The organism is Lactococcus sp. FSL K6-0773 (assembly GCF_038006485.1).
Lineage (GTDB): Bacteria > Bacillota > Bacilli > Lactobacillales > Streptococcaceae > Lactococcus > Lactococcus lactis.
Window position 1 is genome coordinate 16,705 of the sequence record NZ_JBBOVF010000004.1, and the last position, 17,115, is coordinate 33,819.

At 34.1% G+C, this 17,115-nt stretch carries 15 protein-coding genes and 3 pseudogenes; 8 read left to right on the forward strand and 10 right to left on the reverse strand.

Annotation, left to right across the window (positions count from 1 at the left end):
* Nucleotides 1-29 precede the first annotated feature (29 nt).
* The 3 genes and pseudogenes from MHB61_RS13485 (at nt 30) to MHB61_RS13495 (ending at nt 3,385) form a co-directional block, all read left to right on the forward strand.
* Nucleotides 30-1,187: pseudogene (locus MHB61_RS13485) on the forward strand (IS3 family transposase).
* A gap of 144 nt (nt 1,188-1,331) precedes the next feature.
* Complete coding sequence (locus MHB61_RS13490) at nt 1,332-2,939, forward strand: Nramp family divalent metal transporter (RefSeq protein ID WP_032398719.1); 1,608 nt, start codon at nt 1,332-1,334, stop codon at nt 2,937-2,939.
* An 8-nt stretch (nt 2,940-2,947) separates the two neighbouring features.
* Nucleotides 2,948-3,385, forward strand: a complete 438-nt coding sequence (locus MHB61_RS13495; RefSeq protein WP_003106725.1) for a universal stress protein — start codon at nt 2,948-2,950, stop codon at nt 3,383-3,385.
* Between the two features lie 98 nt (nt 3,386-3,483).
* On the opposite strand, the pseudogene MHB61_RS13500 reads toward MHB61_RS13495, so the two are convergent.
* The 4 genes and pseudogenes from MHB61_RS13500 to dld form a co-directional block, all read right to left on the reverse strand.
* A pseudogene (locus MHB61_RS13500) lies at nt 3,484-4,098 on the reverse strand (DDE-type integrase/transposase/recombinase).
* Between the two features lie 79 nt (nt 4,099-4,177).
* Nucleotides 4,178-5,692 carry a membrane protein gene (locus MHB61_RS13505; RefSeq protein ID WP_003132712.1) on the reverse strand — a complete coding sequence of 505 codons (1,515 nt, stop codon included), beginning with the start codon at nt 5,690-5,692 and terminating at the stop codon, nt 4,178-4,180.
* Nucleotides 5,693-5,713: 21 nt separating this feature from the next.
* On the reverse strand, nt 5,714-6,307 hold the full coding sequence (locus MHB61_RS13510) for a hypothetical protein (RefSeq protein WP_014011557.1): 594 nt from the start codon (nt 6,305-6,307) through the stop codon (nt 5,714-5,716).
* Nucleotides 6,308-6,563: 256 nt separating this feature from the next.
* A complete protein-coding gene (gene dld / locus MHB61_RS13515; RefSeq protein WP_003132716.1) occupies nt 6,564-8,243 on the reverse strand; it encodes a D-lactate dehydrogenase in 1,680 nt (559 codons plus the stop codon).
* 268 nt (nt 8,244-8,511) lie between these two features.
* On the opposite strand from dld, the gene MHB61_RS13520 reads away from it, so the two are divergent.
* A protein-coding gene (locus MHB61_RS13520) for an IS6 family transposase (protein ID WP_262652374.1) occupies nt 8,512-9,193 on the forward strand; the annotation gives its coding sequence in 2 pieces (ribosomal slippage) (nt 8,512-8,544 and nt 8,546-9,193; 681 coding nt in all).
* 94 nt (nt 9,194-9,287) lie between these two features.
* A complete protein-coding gene (locus MHB61_RS13525) occupies nt 9,288-9,863 on the forward strand; it encodes a VanZ family protein (protein WP_014017398.1) in 576 nt (191 codons plus the stop codon).
* A 100-nt stretch (nt 9,864-9,963) separates the two neighbouring features.
* Here the strand turns inward: MHB61_RS13525 and MHB61_RS13530 are convergent, their stop codons facing one another.
* The 3 genes from MHB61_RS13530 to MHB61_RS13545 all read right to left on the reverse strand — a co-directional run bounded on the left by MHB61_RS13530 (nt 9,964) and on the right by MHB61_RS13545 (nt 11,530).
* Nucleotides 9,964-10,377 carry a polysaccharide biosynthesis C-terminal domain-containing protein gene (locus tag MHB61_RS13530; RefSeq protein WP_003132403.1) on the reverse strand — a complete coding sequence of 138 codons (414 nt, stop codon included), beginning with the start codon at nt 10,375-10,377 and terminating at the stop codon, nt 9,964-9,966.
* A 334-nt stretch (nt 10,378-10,711) separates the two neighbouring features.
* Nucleotides 10,712-11,122, reverse strand: coding sequence for a GNAT family N-acetyltransferase (locus tag MHB61_RS13540; RefSeq protein WP_014570902.1), 411 nt, complete (start codon nt 11,120-11,122; stop codon nt 10,712-10,714).
* Between the two features lie 99 nt (nt 11,123-11,221).
* Nucleotides 11,222-11,530: a Rep family protein gene (locus MHB61_RS13545; protein WP_306453294.1), complete on the reverse strand. Its 309-nt coding sequence runs from the start codon at nt 11,528-11,530 to the stop codon at nt 11,222-11,224.
* 54 nt (nt 11,531-11,584) lie between these two features.
* On the opposite strand from MHB61_RS13545, the gene MHB61_RS13550 reads away from it, so the two are divergent.
* Nucleotides 11,585-11,818 (forward strand): IS3 family transposase, encoded by a 234-nt coding sequence (locus MHB61_RS13550; protein WP_212715799.1) that lies wholly within the window; start codon nt 11,585-11,587, stop codon nt 11,816-11,818.
* Nucleotides 11,819-11,845: 27 nt separating this feature from the next.
* Here MHB61_RS13550 and MHB61_RS13555 read toward each other — a convergent pair whose 3' ends face one another.
* From MHB61_RS13555 to MHB61_RS13565, 3 genes and pseudogenes are all read right to left on the reverse strand, one after another.
* The gene (locus MHB61_RS13555) at nt 11,846-13,087 is read right to left on the reverse strand and encodes an L-lactate MFS transporter (protein ID WP_003132411.1); all 1,242 of its coding nucleotides are present in this window, start codon (nt 13,085-13,087) and stop codon (nt 11,846-11,848) included.
* A gap of 365 nt (nt 13,088-13,452) precedes the next feature.
* Entirely contained in the window at nt 13,453-14,133 is a 681-nt protein-coding gene (locus tag MHB61_RS13560) for an IS6 family transposase (protein ID WP_262652373.1), read from the reverse strand.
* A gap of 73 nt (nt 14,134-14,206) precedes the next feature.
* A pseudogene (locus MHB61_RS13565) lies at nt 14,207-14,413 on the reverse strand (IS982 family transposase); the annotation flags it as partial.
* 110 nt (nt 14,414-14,523) lie between these two features.
* Here MHB61_RS13565 and MHB61_RS13570 point away from each other — a divergent pair.
* Nucleotides 14,524-15,720, forward strand: coding sequence for a M20 family metallopeptidase (locus MHB61_RS13570; protein WP_015082999.1), 1,197 nt, complete (start codon nt 14,524-14,526; stop codon nt 15,718-15,720).
* 239 nt (nt 15,721-15,959) lie between these two features.
* Nucleotides 15,960-16,514, forward strand: coding sequence for a recombinase family protein (locus MHB61_RS13575; RefSeq protein WP_137016237.1), 555 nt, complete (start codon nt 15,960-15,962; stop codon nt 16,512-16,514).
* Nucleotides 16,515-17,115 lie beyond the last annotated feature (601 nt).

Consider the following 17,115-nt stretch of genomic DNA (forward strand, 5'->3'; position numbering starts at 1 on the left):
TATTAAGACACAAAAATGAAAGGACTTTTATGTCAGTTTTTAAACGTTACGACGAGGATTTCAAACAATCGCTTGTTAATCTCTATCAAACTGGTAAAACACAAACTGAACTCTGTAAAGATTATGGGGTATCTTCTTCTGCACTTGCAAAATGGATTAAGCAGTACTCTCAAGTGCGTCTTGAAGATAATACGGTGTTGACTGCTAAACAGATTCAAAAATTACAAAAAAGGAATGCCCAACTAGAGGAAGAAAATCTGATCTTAAAAAAAGCGAGTGCCATATTCATGCAAAACTCCAAGTAAGATTGAAAGCCATCTATCGACTCAGATTTGAACACACGACAGTTATGCTCTGTCGTGTTTTACATGTCAATCGTTCCACCTACTATAACTTCATAAACAAGAGGCCTTCGAAGCGTGAAGTAGAAAATCAACGCTTGAGAAAATTACTCCTTGAGATTTATATGAAAGCCAAGAAAAGAATTGGAACGAGAGCTTTTAAAATCATTCTCCTGCGTGATTATGGCGTTAATATTTCTGAAGGCCGTATCTTAAGACTTCTCAAGTCTATGACACTCCCTAAAATGTCAACCATCAAACCTCGTTTTAAATCAAAGAAAGCTCCTGTATTTTCTTCTGATAATCTGCTTAAACAAGAATTTAACCCGAACTCCCCAAGTCAAGTTTGGACAACAGATTTCACTTATATCTCTATAGGACCTAAACGACATGTTTATCTCTGTGCTATTCTTGACCTCTACTCAAGGAAATGTATTGCGTGGAAAGTAAGTGATCGAATTGATGCCAAACTCGCCTGTGACACCTTAGAGATAGCTATAAATAAGAGGAAGCCTAAGGAACCAATTATCTTTCATTCGGATCAAGGAAGCCAATTTAAATCAGCTTCCTTTAGAAAGTTATTAGATGAGCATCAATTGCTTGCTTCTTACTCCAAGCCTGGATATCCTTATGATAATGCCGTCACTGAGGTCTTTTTCAAGTATCTTAAACAACGAGAAATTAATCGCAGAACTTATCACTCCATTCAAGAAGTTCAACTCTCTTGCTTTGAATACATCGAACAATTTTATAACAATTATAATCCTCATTCCGCCAACAAGGGTTTAACTCCAAATCAGAAAGAAGAAAATTATTTTAAGAAAATATAGCTCATTTTGTGTCTAAATATTTGACATTGATCCAGTGTACAATTGATTCATTCCGATACAAATGAAATGAAGGCAAATAATATTAAATTAGGCGATGTTTATTTTTTTTTAGGTTTGCCTAATATTTTGCTTTAATTTTATAAAAAAGAGGTGTATACTTATAATATTCTTAAAGGAAGGTGGAAATATTTTGAAAGATACAACAAGTCAGTCTGGTAAAGAGCACAAACCTCGATTAATTCAGCATGCGAATGGTCCCTCTTTAGAGGAAATTAACGGAACTGTCGAGGTACCCAAAGGCAAAGGCTTTTGGAAAACCCTGTTCGCCTATTCTGGACCGGGAGCATTAGTTGCTGTGGGATATATGGATCCAGGCAACTGGTCTACTTCGATTACGGGTGGGCAAAACTTCCAGTATTTATTAATGTCGGTCATTTTAATGTCTAGTTTAATTGCAATGCTATTACAGTATATGGCTGCTAAATTGGGAATTGTTAGTCAAATGGATTTAGCTCAAGCAATTCGAGCGAGAACGAGTAAAAAACTAGGAATCATTTTATGGATTTTAACGGAATTAGCGATTATGGCAACAGATATTGCGGAAGTAATTGGCGCATCAATTGCTCTTTATTTACTTTTTAATATTCCGCTTGTCGTCGCAGTCTTTATTACGGTATTTGATGTTTTATTATTATTGTTGTTAACGAAAGTTGGTTTTAGAAAAATTGAAGCAATAGTTGTCTGTTTGATTTTTGTAATTCTTTTTGTGTTTGTTTATCAAGTAGCGTTGTCTGATCCTAATTGGGGGGATGTACTTAAAGGATTGGTTCCGACTGGTGAAACGTTCTCCTCTACACATTCAATTGGTGGTCAAACGCCTTTAACTGGTGCATTAGGAATTATTGGTGCAACCGTTATGCCTCATAATTTATATCTACATTCGGCTGTGTCTCAGACTCGAAAGATAAATCGTACGGATGAAGATGAAATCGCCAATGCTGTACGATTTTCAACATGGGATTCTAACATTCAATTGACTCTCGCTTTTTTTGTTAACTCCTTATTGCTCATAATGGGAGTTGCTGTTTTTAAAACAGGGGCAGTGAAAGATCCATCATTCTTTGGGTTGTATGAGGCTTTATCAAATTCGGATACATTGAGTAACGGAATTTTAATCACCGTTGCAAAATCAGGTCTTCTTTCTACATTATTCGCAGTCGCGTTACTAGCTTCTGGACAAAATTCAACGATTACCGGAACTTTAACTGGACAAGTAATTATGGAGGGATTCATTCATATGAGAATGCCAATTTGGCTAAGACGTTTAATTACGCGTTTGATTTCAGTTATCCCAGTGTTAATCTGTGTAATTATTACAAGCAGGCAAGGAACGATTCGGGAGCACACAGCGTTAAATACACTAATGATTAATTCACAAGTCTTCTTAGCTTTTGCGTTACCATTTTCGATGGTACCATTATTAATGATGACCAATAGTGAGGTGGAAATGGGAAGCCGGTTTAGAAATTCGATAGTTATTCGGATACTAGGATGGGGTTCAGTAATTGGATTGACATATTTAAATTTGATTGGATTGCCCGGCCAAATTGAAGGTTTTTTTGGTGAAAAGGTGACATCAACCCAACTTGTAATAGCTGATTCTATTGCTTATGTCATTATCGTCGCAGTATTACTACTGTTAGCGTGGACAATTATTGAACTGTATAAAGGAAATAAAAAATATAATCAATTAATTAATGAAAGGTAAGATGCACTATGGAAGGATTTGATGAATTTAAAAATATTTTAGTTGGGGTAGATGAATCAGAAGGAGCTCAAAAAGCCTTTCAATATGCTGTAAAGCAAGCGAGTAAAACTGGAGCCGCATTACTGATTGCCTCAATTTTAGAAATTGAAGAGCTGAATGTTTATGAAGCGTTAGACCCTGAGTACTTGAGCCAGAAACAAAGTCAATTGTCACTTAATTTAGAAAAGTACAAACAATATGCAGAAAATAGCGGTGTAAAAAACATTCAGCTGTACAGTGGAGAAGGTGATCCGGCCGAGGAAATTACTAAGACGATTTTGCCAGCAACATCTGCAGATATCTTAATCATTGGATCGCGATCAATGCATGGAATTAAAGGATATTTTGGTTCGCATGCTACTTATATGGTTAAAAATTCTCCAATCTCAATTACAGTTATTAAGTAAATATTGCAGATAATATGTATTTGGGTCAATATCTTGGACAAATTGGTTCTGTTGCGAAGTTTGAAAATCAAACGCGTTCTCTCTGAACTCCAAATATCTTAGGCTGTTATTCCCATTAATACCTTGATTTCAGTAGACACCGAAAAGCCGAAGAGCGTTCCATTTCTTCGGTTCTTTTTATATATTCCTCGAATGATCTCCACGCCCTTAATCGTGGAAGAGGCTGTACGGAGACTTTAATAAAATTTATTTCGTCGTTTAATAGGTCGATGGTCTTGTTCTATTAAATTGTTAAGATACTTCACAGTTCGGTGCTCTGTCTTAGTATATAAACCCACACTCTGTAACTTTCAAAAGGCGGAGCCAAGAGAAGGTGCTTTATCTGTTACGATGACTCTATGTTGACCAAACTGTTTATGAATACTTTTTAAGAAAACATAGGCTGCTTGCATATCCCGTTTCTTTCGTAACCAAATATCTAAGGTTAAACGGTTCTGTTGCAAAGTTTTCCAAAAAATCAACAAAAAAAGCGCTAAATTAGCGCTTTTACTTATGTTTAAGGGCTTTAGTATAGCAAAAGTGAGCGACAAGTTCAAGATTCCCTGTTTGCTTTTGTCGCTCCGCTTGTACTCCTCGATTAAAAAAGAGAACATTATTTTCTGAAAGAACGAACGCAGGAAAGGCTTTTCGGATAAAAGACACGAGAATAGCATTTTTTGAACGTTAGATCCTGTTTAAATGAGTGAGTTATAAATTTATCCGATTAAGGGTTGATCGTGCTTAAAACTTAAATTATGAGCTTTTGGAGCTATTCATTTTAAAATAACCTATTGATGATAATAGTATAATGGCTGGTAAAAATTGTATTAGATACCGACTTCTTCCTGCTTCAAATAATGATAAGAATAGAATCCCTCCTAATAAAACAAGTTGAAAAACTAATTCAGTATAGGTAACTTTTTTATATTTTTTAAAGTAAAGGACTAGTCCTAGCACAACAAAAATCCAACTTATTTGCATGTATATCGCATATTTGGGGTAATACGGTCTATGAACATAAATAATATCTCTTATTTTATGACCAATTGTTGATTCAGTAAATTTTGTTTTTACAACATTACTTTCTACTAACACAGCCTCGGTTGTCCAACCAAGAGTACCGTCTTGAACAAAATACTTAAATTTTGTATTTTGATGTTTAATAAGACCTAATATACCATAGTTTTTAATTCTGTTTTTTATATCTTTGTTTAGTTTAGATTCTAGTTGTGTTCTTGTTTGAATTTTTCCATTTTTTTCTGGAATTAGAATTTCAGTAGGTAATTGAGAATGGTTTGCTCCTGTATCTGTTAGTCCTAAATCAATGAAATACATAAAATTCCTGCTATATTTTGTATCATATTCTGTTATTTTTTGATGATGAGCATAATAATTAATTCCGATGATTGTTATTAGTATTCCACTAAACAAAACGACAGTTTTATTGACTAATTTTCTTTTTTTTATTTTTTCAGGCGAAAAGACCAATTGATATATAACAACAATGATTAATGCTATAAGATAAATAACGACAGGTACTCTAATTTTATAAGCAATACTAAAAATTAGACCAATAACAAACCACCAAATTAAATATTTCTTATAAGTATATTTTACAACTAAAAAACAAAGTAAACTTGTGAAGAAAAAGGTAATTGGGTCAGTATAAAAATAAAGGAATTGAGGTTGTAGACCAATCAAAAAAAATGATTCTATAAATACAATTTGCGCTAACTTTTCTCCTTTAAGATATTTACCGATAGAAGTTAATAAGATAATTCCACTGTCTATTAATAAAGCATTCAGTATAGAAAATGACAATATAAGGTATTTAGGGGTAACAATGCTATTTATAATCTTGATTATAATTAGAATAAAAAAATTATTGGGATAGATAGAAAAGTATTTTAGAATTGTTTGTTTCGTATCAGGTATATTAGTACCAACAGTATAAAGGACAGCAGAATCTCCTTGTGCTAAAGCCTGAGCAAATAATGATATAACTACTTGTAAAATAAAAAGAATACCAATAAACCAATACTTATGTCCATAAATAAATTTAAAAGTCTTAAATAATAAGTCTTTAAATTTTTTATTTAAAAAAAATATAAGCAACACTAAAAGAATAGTGACAAACAAAAAAATATATCTTGTGCTACGCAAGTTGTCAGTAAATAAATATTTGAACGTCCAAAAAAGCCAAAATAAAGAGATTAAGCCTAAAAGAATGAATAAAGTTTTTCTTAGTGCATTATCAACATGTTTCATTTATAAAATTTCTTCCTTTTTCTATTTCCAAAATTGAAACCATTTTTTAGATTGAACTTTTTGAAGTTCCATTTTTAAGCTTTCGTTTTCTTTTTCCAGTTCTTTGTTACTTTCAGACCATTCTTTGTTTATTTTTTCGTCTTTCTCAATTTGTTTGTCCTTTTCAGCAAGTTTCGCTTGATTTTGGTCTATCTCATCATTTGCCTTTTCGAGTTCTTTTTTAAGTTGCTCGATTCCTATATTTAATTCTTCTTCTGGCATTTTAAGAGCTTTTAAGTTACTTAATTCTGTTTTATATTCTTCCAAAAGTTTTTTATCCTGTAAGGAAAGTCTTTGTTGCTGGTCTAATAATTGGTGAAGTTTGTCAATCTGCTTATCTTTTTCTTTTATGCTATCAAAAAATACCTCAAAATTTTTTTCTTTTTTTTCGCTTTCTTTTTTTTCATTTTTATCTTTAGTCTTTTTATAAAGGTATTCTTGTCCAAATTCGGTAACATAATTTTTGTTGCCTTTTTTAATAAAAATTTTTTCTTTATTTTCATCATTGACGTAATAATTTAACTTTTGTTTACTAACTCCCAGTTCTTTTGCAAAATCAGAATAACTTTTCTCCATTTAAAAAATATCCTTTCTTTTTCTATAAAATTTTTTTAAAAATTTTTAAAAAAACTTTCAATTTAATTTTATTAAATCTTTTAATAGCTATATTTTATCATATAAAAAACAATAAAAAACTTTTTTAAAAATTTTTAAAAAAGTTTTTTTAAAGTATATCTTTAAATATTTGGTTACTGTTTTAAGAACAATCAGTAGGGGTCACTACAGAATCGACAAATGACGATAACGGTTATTTTTTAACAAACTTTTTATTCTAGTATTCGCCCCAATATTTAGACATTGTTTGTTTACCAACGCCAGGGTTGAAACTATTAGTTGGATCATTTTTCTTATAGTGCTTGATTAAGGCCGGTGCTGCCAAATATAGATGCCCAACATTGTGTTCGGCTGGATAAACAGCGTGACGCTCATCCAAAATTTTAAGCATTTCTTTTTTAAGTTCATGCGCATCGACGCCAGGTTTTAGAATATAATCCTGGTGCATAACGTGATCAAGTAAGTGACCATAATAAATTTTGTGTTCTATTTTGTCTTCAATCTCTTTAGGCAAATGCTCGAACCACTTATAATCATTACTTGCCAACGCGATATCTAGTGGCAAAATGTCAATACTATCCTGTTTTAATTCTTGATATCGAATCGCAACCCCAGCTGTTACATAGCGGTGAGTTGCCGCTTTACTGGTCTCATTGGCATCGGCTTCAAAGTAGTCGCCACTGGCTTTGTCAAAATAAGATTTGAGATACTCTCGCGCTTCTTCAATACCATTACCAGCCATTTTCAATTGTAGGTAATGGTCGTACTTTTCGTAATAATCATCTAACCGCTTTGGCATTTGATTAGGAAATAAATTACTTAATGTTTGAAGCAAACGATCTGGGAAATAAGGTTTGAAAAACGGAATGTGCTTCAAAAAGCGTTCGCCCCATGCTTTTAGCGCAAACATTTGGGGCAAATGACCCGTACCAATTTTTTCAATCACAATTAGTGAGTCTTTACCATATTTCTTGGCCAATTTATAAGCATTTTTATGCATATATTCACCAGAAACAGGCAATTCTTTGAATGTCGTCATAATATGGCGACGAATATCTTCCAACTCATCGGGATTATTCGTTCCAATGTAAAACATTTGTGTTTTTTTATCCATTGGGAATGTATCTAAGCGGACAGCCAATGCCGCAACGTGACCGGACGATCCAGATACTTCATACAATTCTTTAGGATTTGCATTGTATCGAATAGGCTTATCAGATTCAACGTCACGCACAACCTGTTCATGATGGAACATTGAACCATGATGTTCAGTAGCTGGTACTTGATTCAAATCAAAATTGCGGTTCTGCAAATTAGTAATAATCTCTTCGGGCGTTTTGCCCAAATCAATGCCTAAATGGTTAACTAAGTGCATTTCGTCATGTTCATCAATCCAAACATACAATGATAGCTCTGTATAAGCTGGACCTCTTCTGATCAAAGCACCACCAGAATTGTTGTTAATACCACCAATGACCGATGCACCCAAATTAGATGAGCCAATGACTGAATGTGGTTCACGTTTAAGTGGTCGCAATTCATTTTCTAAGTGAAACAGTGTCGTACCGGGGAATGCTAGTACTTGTTCCCCATTATTGATTAACTGTAAATCTTTAATTTTCATGCCGTTCACAACAACTGCAGAACGGTCATAACCTGGGGCTGGTACGGATCCCTCAGTCAAACTAGTGTTGGCTGCTTGCATAATAATGATAATATTGTTATCATGCAAAACATTAAGCACACGCCACATTGCCATTAAAGTGGTTGGAAATACGACTGCAACTGCATCGCCCTTACCTGAGCGGTACCCTTTCCTAAAACGTAAAGATTTTGCTTTGTTAGTAATAACATTTTTTTTACCAACAACATTGACTAGTTCTTCGACTAAGTCCATATTAACTTCTCCCCTCTATAACGTTTGTAAAAAACGTTTTAATCATTACGCTTTCAATGATACGCTTTTTTTGATATTTTGGTTAATAGGTAGATTGTAAAATTAATCCGACGCTGTTCGGACAAAAAAGACCAGCTTCCTTTAAAATGGTGTTTATCACAAACCCATTTTTAGGAGCCGATCTTTTGTCTAGTAGGTTCTGTTGCAAAGTTTTACAAAAAATCTATTTTAGTGTAAAATTGAGAAAAAAGACAGAGAGGACAGAGTAATGAATCATTTTAAAGGCAAACAATTCAAAAAATGACGTCATTATTGTCGCTGTTGGTTACTACCTGCGTTACAATCTAAGCTATCGTGAAGTTCAGGAATTGTTATATGATCGTGGAATAAATGTTTGTCATACTACGATTTATCGTTGGGTGCAAGAGTACAGCAAAGTCCTCTATTATCTTTGGAAGAAGCAAAATAGACAATCCTTCTATTCATGGAAAATGGACGAAACCTATATCAAAATTAAGGGACGTGGGCATTATCTTTATCGTGCAATTGATGCGGACGGCTTAACCTTAGATATCTGGTTACGAAAGAAACGGGATACGCAAGCAGCCTATGCTTTCTTAAAACGACTCCATAAACAGTTTGGTGAGCCGAAAGCAATTGTGACCGATAAAGCACCTTCTCTTGGCTCCGCCTTTAGAAAGTTACAGAGTGTGGGTTTATATCCTAAGACAGAGCACCGAACTGTGAAGTATCTTAACAATTTAATAGAACAAGACCATCGACCTATTAAACGACGAAATAAATTTTATCAAAGTCTCCGTACAGCCTCTTCCACGATTAAGGGCATGGAGACCCTTCGAGGAATATATAAAAAGAACCGAAGAAATGGAACGCTCTTCGGCTTTTCGGTGTCTACTGAAATCAAGGTATTAATGGGAATACCAGCCTAAGATATTTGGAGTTCAGAGAGGGCGCGTTTGATTTTCAAACTTCGCAACAGAACCAAATAGGGTTAATCTCATCAAGAAAAGGAGTTAGAAACAGTTGCGAAAATATATGATCTACCTCAGCAGTTTATTGGTCACATTTATCCTGAGTTATGCGACGATTACTTGGCTGATTATGCCCGTTCTCACTCGCTATCAAAGCCTGGCTAGGTTGATTAACCACTTTGACTATACCGCATTAACTTTAATACTCTTATTAACGCTGATTATCTGGTTGTTTGGCATCCAGTATCACCTCAAACATTTTTCAGTTATTTATCTCTATCTTGCTTTCAGTGTGTATTTATTACTGTTATTCATGGTGCTTTTTACTAAAACAACGGATTTTCAGGCGATATCACTGAATCCTTTTGACTTTATAAAAGCGGATACCAGAACGATTCAAGAGGCAGTGCTAAATATTATCTACTTCATTCCTTTAGGTGGCCTTTACTGTATCAATACTGATTTCAAACAGTTTGTCATTGTCAGTTTGGTCACACTTTTAGGAATTGAAACGATTCAATTTATCTTTTATTTGGGCACATTTGCCATTAGTGATATTATCTTGAATTTTTTGGGTTGTTTGATTGGGTATTATTGTTGTTGGGAGATTAAAAGGCGGTTGAGTTGAGCTAACCCAAAAGTAGCATAAGAATAGACAGGAGATATATCTCGAATGGTATCGAGATATATCTCCTGTCTATTTTTATGAGGATTTCATTCCAAATGTCTTATTTTTTATTTTTTAGCGCCATGATAATGTATAAAATTGTACGCTGATTAACCACTAACATGCCACAAAATAATAGGGCAAGGCATAGATACAAGACTTTACTCGGCAGATAAAATAAACAAAGAATTTGTACCAAAATGATCACAAAATTACTTATAAAAGTTCGCCATTTAATCTGAATCACCACAAATTTTTGCGTATCCTTGACACGAAATAAAAACGTTGTTAAGAATCCAAGCATTGAAGCTAATCCAGCACCATTCAAGCCAAATAATGGAATAAGTAATACTTGTGCAATGACACAAACGATTGCTCCAAATAAAAATGTGATAAATCCTCCTGTAGTTTTTTTAACTACAATATAACTTGTTTCAAAAAAATTTGCAAAGCTAGAAAATAATGCTGAGAGCATGAAAGGTTCTGTTGCGAAGTTTGAAAATCAAACGCGCCCTCTCTGAACTCCAAATATCTTAGGCTGGTATTCCCATTAATACCTTGATTTCAGTAGACACCGAAAAGCCGAAGAGCGTTCCATTTCTTCACATGGTAAAGTGTGGGCTCTGCGAGGCTTGTTTTTGCTAGCGCAAAAATTGACACTTCGTGTCAAAAAACACCTTTTTTTGTGCCAATCACAAAAAAATCCGCCCAAAAAATGGGCGATAATTCACTCAAAAATTTATCAATTTTTTTCGTTCAATAAAGCCAAAACAAAAAAAGAGAGGCTAAGCCACTCTCAAGATCACAATTTAGTTCATTTTAGCAAACGCAACTAACAATCCCTGATCACAGGATTCGAAACCATTCTTTTCATAAAAATATCTAACACCAGAAGCTTCTTCAGTTAAAAGAACTTTTTGACGAACATTTTTGTATTTATTTAATATTCTTTGCAATAATTCACTTGCAATACCCTTATTCTGATAAGCATTCAAAACAAGTATATCTTGTATATACACAATCGTTAATCCGTCTCCAATAGCCCTAATAAGCCCTACTAATTTATCGTCATTCCAAACAGTTATAACATCTAACGATTGTAATATAGCTTGCTTTAATACTTCCAAATCTTGAGTATACGCACTCCAACCAACGTCATTATATAATTCTTCTAATTGCTTAATATCGATATCTTTACTTATACTGAAATTTATTGTCATTTTTATTAACTCCCTATTCAAATTTTATACTGAATAGTCACTCCATAATTTATCAACTGTCTTATGAAACCTTTCAAAATACAAATTTTTCTCTATCCATCATTCCAATATTTCTCCAGTTTCTCTATCTATTTTTTTAAAAGGCTTATACCGATTAGAACGTAAATAAGCAGTTAAAAAGATCGTCTGACTTCTAACAGTAGGAAACCATTCATCAAACTTTTCATCAACCAAGTCGCCATATTCATAACAATTAGATTCACGAATCCATTGTACTATTTCTTGCAGAATAACATCTGTATCTACACCAACGTCTGTTAAATATTGACGATATCTAAAACCATTATGAGCAACAACTTCACTTTTATCATACTGATACTTTTCAGGATTGTTTGCCTTTAAAATGATTCATTACTCTGTCCTCTCTGTCTTTTTTCTCAATTTTACACTAAAATAGATTTTTTGGAAAACTTTGCAACAGAACCTATTGGAGAATTCAAGGAAATCACAAAGAATTACGTCGATTGGTTTAACAATCGACGAATATCACAGAAAACAAAAGGCATGACTCCCTGCGAATACAGGGAACATGCCTTAGCAGTTTATAAATATTCAATTTTGTCTAACTTTTGTGTTGCACTTTACGGCTCATGCTGTTTTAGACTCTTTTTTATGCAATTTTGTCTTAGTTTTTAATAATTTAATGCGCTTTAAAGTAGTTTTTTATGATTTGCTTTTTATTAATTTGCTGGCTTTAATGAAATCTCGTTGTATCCAGAATGAGATTAGCAGTGCCAATAGATCAATCAAAATAAAGGCAGCTAATGTCAAAGTATAATTGTGGAACAGTTGATGTGTTAATGATAATAGTAATGGTCCAACAACTCCGGCAGCAGCCCATGCTGTCAGTACATATCCATGAACAGCTCCTAATTCTTTAGTACCAAAGACATCACCTAAGTAGGCTGGGATGACAGAAAAGCCTGCTCCATAACAAGACATCAACAAGCATAATGCAATGACAAATAGGAGCGGTAATTTGAAGATGAGCATGGCTGAAAGCATTACAATATCGAGAATAAAAATGGCACTGAAAGTAGCAGGGCGCCCGATATAATCAGACAAAGTTGCCCATATCAAACGTCCAAAGCCATTGAAAAGGCCTATGATTCCAACCATAATTGCGGCTGTTTGGACAGACATGCCGGTCATACTTTGAGCCATGGGGGATGCAGCTGAGACAAGGCCGATCCCGCATGTAATATTGATAAATAACATTATCCAAAGAAAAGTGAAGGATTTAGTTTTGAGGGCTTGGTTAGCTGTTAGCTCCGGTCCTCGGGTTAGACGTGTTCCCTTTTTTTGAGAAATGCTATTTTCAGTAGTGCTTGATAGTGCCAGATTTGGACGAACAATAAACTGTGCAGCGAGCAGCATAATAACAAAATAAAATGTTCCTAAGAGATAGAATGTTTGTTCAAGACCAACACTAGCCATTAGCTGTTGAGCAACAGGACCAGTCAGCATTGCTGCAAAACCAAATCCCATAATAGCTAACCCCGTTGCTAAACCGCGTTTGTCTGGAAACCATTTAATAATTGTTGATACAGGGGTAACGTATCCTGCTCCCAGTCCTAAGCCGCCTATGACACCATATGAGAGATATAATAGCCAAATTGAATTTTGATGGATAGCCCAACCAGTCATAATGGTTCCAGTTCCGTAAAGAAAGCTAGCAATAGTTCCCGTTAGTCTAGGGCCTATTTTTTCAACGACTTTGCCCATAAAGGCGGCTGACATTCCCAAGAAGAAAATAGCGATACTAAATGCAAGAGCGACTGAGGATTCTGCCCAACCATTTTGTTTTGCAATTGGATTAGTAAAAACACTCCAAGCATAAACGGAACCAATCATTAAATGAAACATGACACCTGCAAACGCAACAACATAGCGATTTGTTTTCAATACCTATTCCTCCATTTTTGATAGTATACGAATAAGTATACGAATAATTTAAACGTTGTTAACAACCATTGTTGTCATATAATAATAATATCACATTGATTATCACATTTAAACAATTAAATTTTAGTATAAGACGAATTTTAACGTTGGCTAATGAAAAGTACATTTAAGTTAGCTATAGTACTGGGAAAAAACAAATTACGGTTGCTGTTTTTGAACAAATAAAAAAGCACAGGGAACCTAAAGTGCTCCATAATTGTTAGACAAGAAATCTAACAGTTATGGAGCACTTTAAAAGTTATGCTTATTTTGGTTCTGTTGCGAAGTTTGAAAATCAAACTCGCCCTCTCTGAACTCCAAATATCTTAGGCTGGTATTCCCATTAATACCTTGATTTCAGTAGACACCGCAAAGCCGAAGAGCGTTCCATTTCTTCGGTTCTTTTTATATATTCCTCGAAGGGTCTCCATGCCCTTAATCGTGGAAGAGGCTGTACGGAGACTTTGATAAAATTTATTCCGTCGTTTAATAGGTCGATGGTCTTGTTCTATTAAATTGTTAAGATACTTCACAGTTCGGTGCTCTGTCTTAGGATATAAACCCACACTCTGTAACTTTCTAAAGGCGGAGCCAAGAGAAGGTGCTTTATCGGTCACAATTGCTTTCGGCTCACCAAACTGTTTATGGAGTCGTTTTAAGAAAGCATAGGCTGCTTGCGTATCCCGTTTCTTTCGTAACCAGATATCTAAGGTTAAGCCGTCCGCATCAATTGCACGATAAAGATAATGCCCACGTCCCTTAATTTTGATATAGGTTTCGTCCATTTTCCATGAATAGAAGGATTGTCTATTTTGCTTCTTCCAAAGATAATAGAGGACTTTGCTGTAATCTTGCACCCAACGATAAATCGTAGTATGACAAACATTTATTCCACGATCATATAACAATTCATGAACTTCACGATAGCTTAGATTGTAACGCAGGTAGTAACCAACAGCGACAATAATGACGTCTTTTTTGAATTGTTTGCCTTTAAAATGATTCATTACTCTGTCCTCTCTGTCTTTTTACTCAATTTTACACTAAAATAGATTTTTTGGAAAACTTTGCAACAGAACCACTTTGAGCAAGTTGGTGCTTAGCTTTAAGTGTTTCACTAAAATGCAGTACGCCCCATAGGTAACAAGCGATAACTAAGCAATCTGATGTTGCGAGATGGACGTTCTTTCGGTTTTGAACCTCAAGGGGAACACTCGTTTGATAAAGCGTCTCAATGGTTGTCAGTAAATAAACAAAAACTTTTGGAAGTGTGCTATTATAAGTCATATAAGTCGTGCGCTTTCTAATGCTTAGTGCTTTAAAATTAGGATAGCACGACTTATTTATTTTCCAATGAAATTAACTAGCAATTCGGGTAGAAAGTTTAGAGGTATCATATGAAACTACTTAATAATTTGTTGACTAGCTTAACACAATATGAGAATGAAATGATTCAAATTAGGCGTCATCTTCATCAATACCCAGAAATTTCTTTTCAAGAAAAAGAAACATTTAAGTATATTATGGGCTTTTATAAAGAACTTGACTGTGAACCAAAACTTATCGGAAAGGGATTTGGAATCATCGTTGATATTGAAGGTGGAAAATCCGGAAAAACTCTTGCGTTGAGAGCAGACTTTGATGCTCTTGCTATTTTTGAAGATAATGATTTAAGTTTTAAATCGGTCAATCCAGGAGTAATGCATGCCTGTGGACACGATGCACATACTGCATATTTGATGGTACTTGCTAGAGAACTAGTAAAAATAAAACAAGAACTTCCGGGAAGAGTTAGAATTGTCCATCAACCAGCAGAGGAAGTATCTCCTGGTGGTGCCAAAGGTATGATTAAAGCAGGAGCTCTTGACGGTGTCGATAATATGATCGGGGTTCATGTGATGACTACAATTAAAACAGGGGTCATTGCCTATCATAATAAAGAAACTCAAACGGGACGTTCTAATTTCACCATTACAATCAAAGGAAACGGAGGTCACGCTTCTATGCCACAATTAAGTAATGATGCAATAGTAGCCGCTAGTTACTTTGTAACTGAACTCCAAACAGTAATTTCAAGAAGAATAGATCCATTTGACATGGGTACTGTAACTATTGGATCATTTGATGGAGCAGGAAGTTTTAATGCTATACAAGATAAAGTAGTGTTAAAAGGGGATGTTCGGATGATGAAAGAAACAACTAGAAAAGTCATCCGAGACCAAGTGAAACAAATTGCTAAAGGCGTTGGAGTAACCTTTGGGGTTGAAGTGATTGTAGATTATGACGATAACTATCCTGTACTCTTTAATTCAGAAAATCTCACTCACTTTGTAGTTGACAGCTTAAAAGATCAGAATATTTCAGAAGTCAACAATATAGTCGATTTAGGACCACAAAATCCTTCTGAAGATTTTTCATATTATGGGCAAGTTGTACCAAGTACTTTCTTTTACATTGGTGCACAGCCTGAAGACGGCGGAAATTATCCCCATCATAGCCCTTTATTTAAAATGAATGAGAAAAGTATTTTAATCGCGGCTAAAGCAGTTGCAACTGTAACTATAAACTATCTATTTTTCAATAAAAAAATGTAGATTTACAAATAGCAAGATTTGTAGCTAAAGTTGCTCCTTCGTTATTTAATAAACTTATAAAAATATTTCTATCCTCTGTCCAGAAAAAGGTCATTTTATGGACACTCTTCTTTTCTTATTAAAATTCTCAAAAACATTTATATTTATTGTTCATAAACCCGTGATTTATTCTATGTTCATTTATACATATCTTTCTAAGTTATGATACAATACAATAAATTAAAATGAAGGAGAAAAAAATGAATATAGGATACGCACGAGTTTCAACTGGACTTCAAAATTTAGATTTACAAAAAGATAGTCTCAAAAAATATAACTGTGAAAAAATATTTACTGACCATATGTCAGGAAGTAACAGAGAAAGACCTGGATTAAAATCCGCCATCGAATTTTCTCGTCCTGGTGATACGATTGTTGTTTGGCGATTGGATCGACTAGGTAGAAATATGGAAGATCTCATTAATATTGTTAATTCTCTTAATAATAAAGGGGTAAGTTTTCATAGTCTACAAGAAAATATTACAATGGATAAATCAAGTTCGACTGGACAATTGATGTTTCATTTGTTTGCGGCTTTTGCGGAATTTGAGCGAAATCTTATTTTGGAGCGTTCTGCCGCTGGTAGAGAAGCCGCACGTGCAAGAGGACGACTTGGAGGAAGACCTGAGAAATTTTCGGAGCAAGACGTAAAGCTTCTTAAAACCTTGGTAGAAAGTGGTACGCCGATTAAGTCGATTGCGGATTCTTGGGGAGTTTCAAGAACCACAATTTATAGATATATTAATAAGTTTTAGAATAAAATAAAAGACCAGCTCACAACGATTAAGTTATGAGCTGATTAGATTTTAGTTGGTTTAAAAGATCAATTATCTATTTTTTAACAAACACTAAAATATTAAAAAAATGAAACTAGCTTAACCATGTTTATTTCTTTACCTACTGTTTAACTTTGGTATAGTGAGGAACATAAAAAAGACTAAACGATTGATATGCTAGCCTTTTTGTATTTTCTGCTAAATTTTTTAAAGGTGTTTTTTTTTAAACTTGAAAGAAGCACAATTGAATAAAAAGTTGAAGGGCTCCAATTGAAAAAATGACTTTCAGAATGTTAAATAAAAAATAGTCATATTTTTTAACTTCTCCATTTTGTCTTTTTCCGAAAATGATTTCAAGCCAGGTAAAGGATTGAATTCCTAGTATTAGAAAACATCCTAGAATAAATAAATACCCTCCCCCTTTCCTTGAGTTAATTCTCCTAAGTAGAGAAATGCTGTTCCTAAAATTCCTAATAAAGAAATTACTAAAAGTAAAGTTGCGGTTATAATTTTCATAATGAGTTAAAACATGAAGAAGCTCCATTTTGATAATTTATAAAATTAATTATATAAGATACCA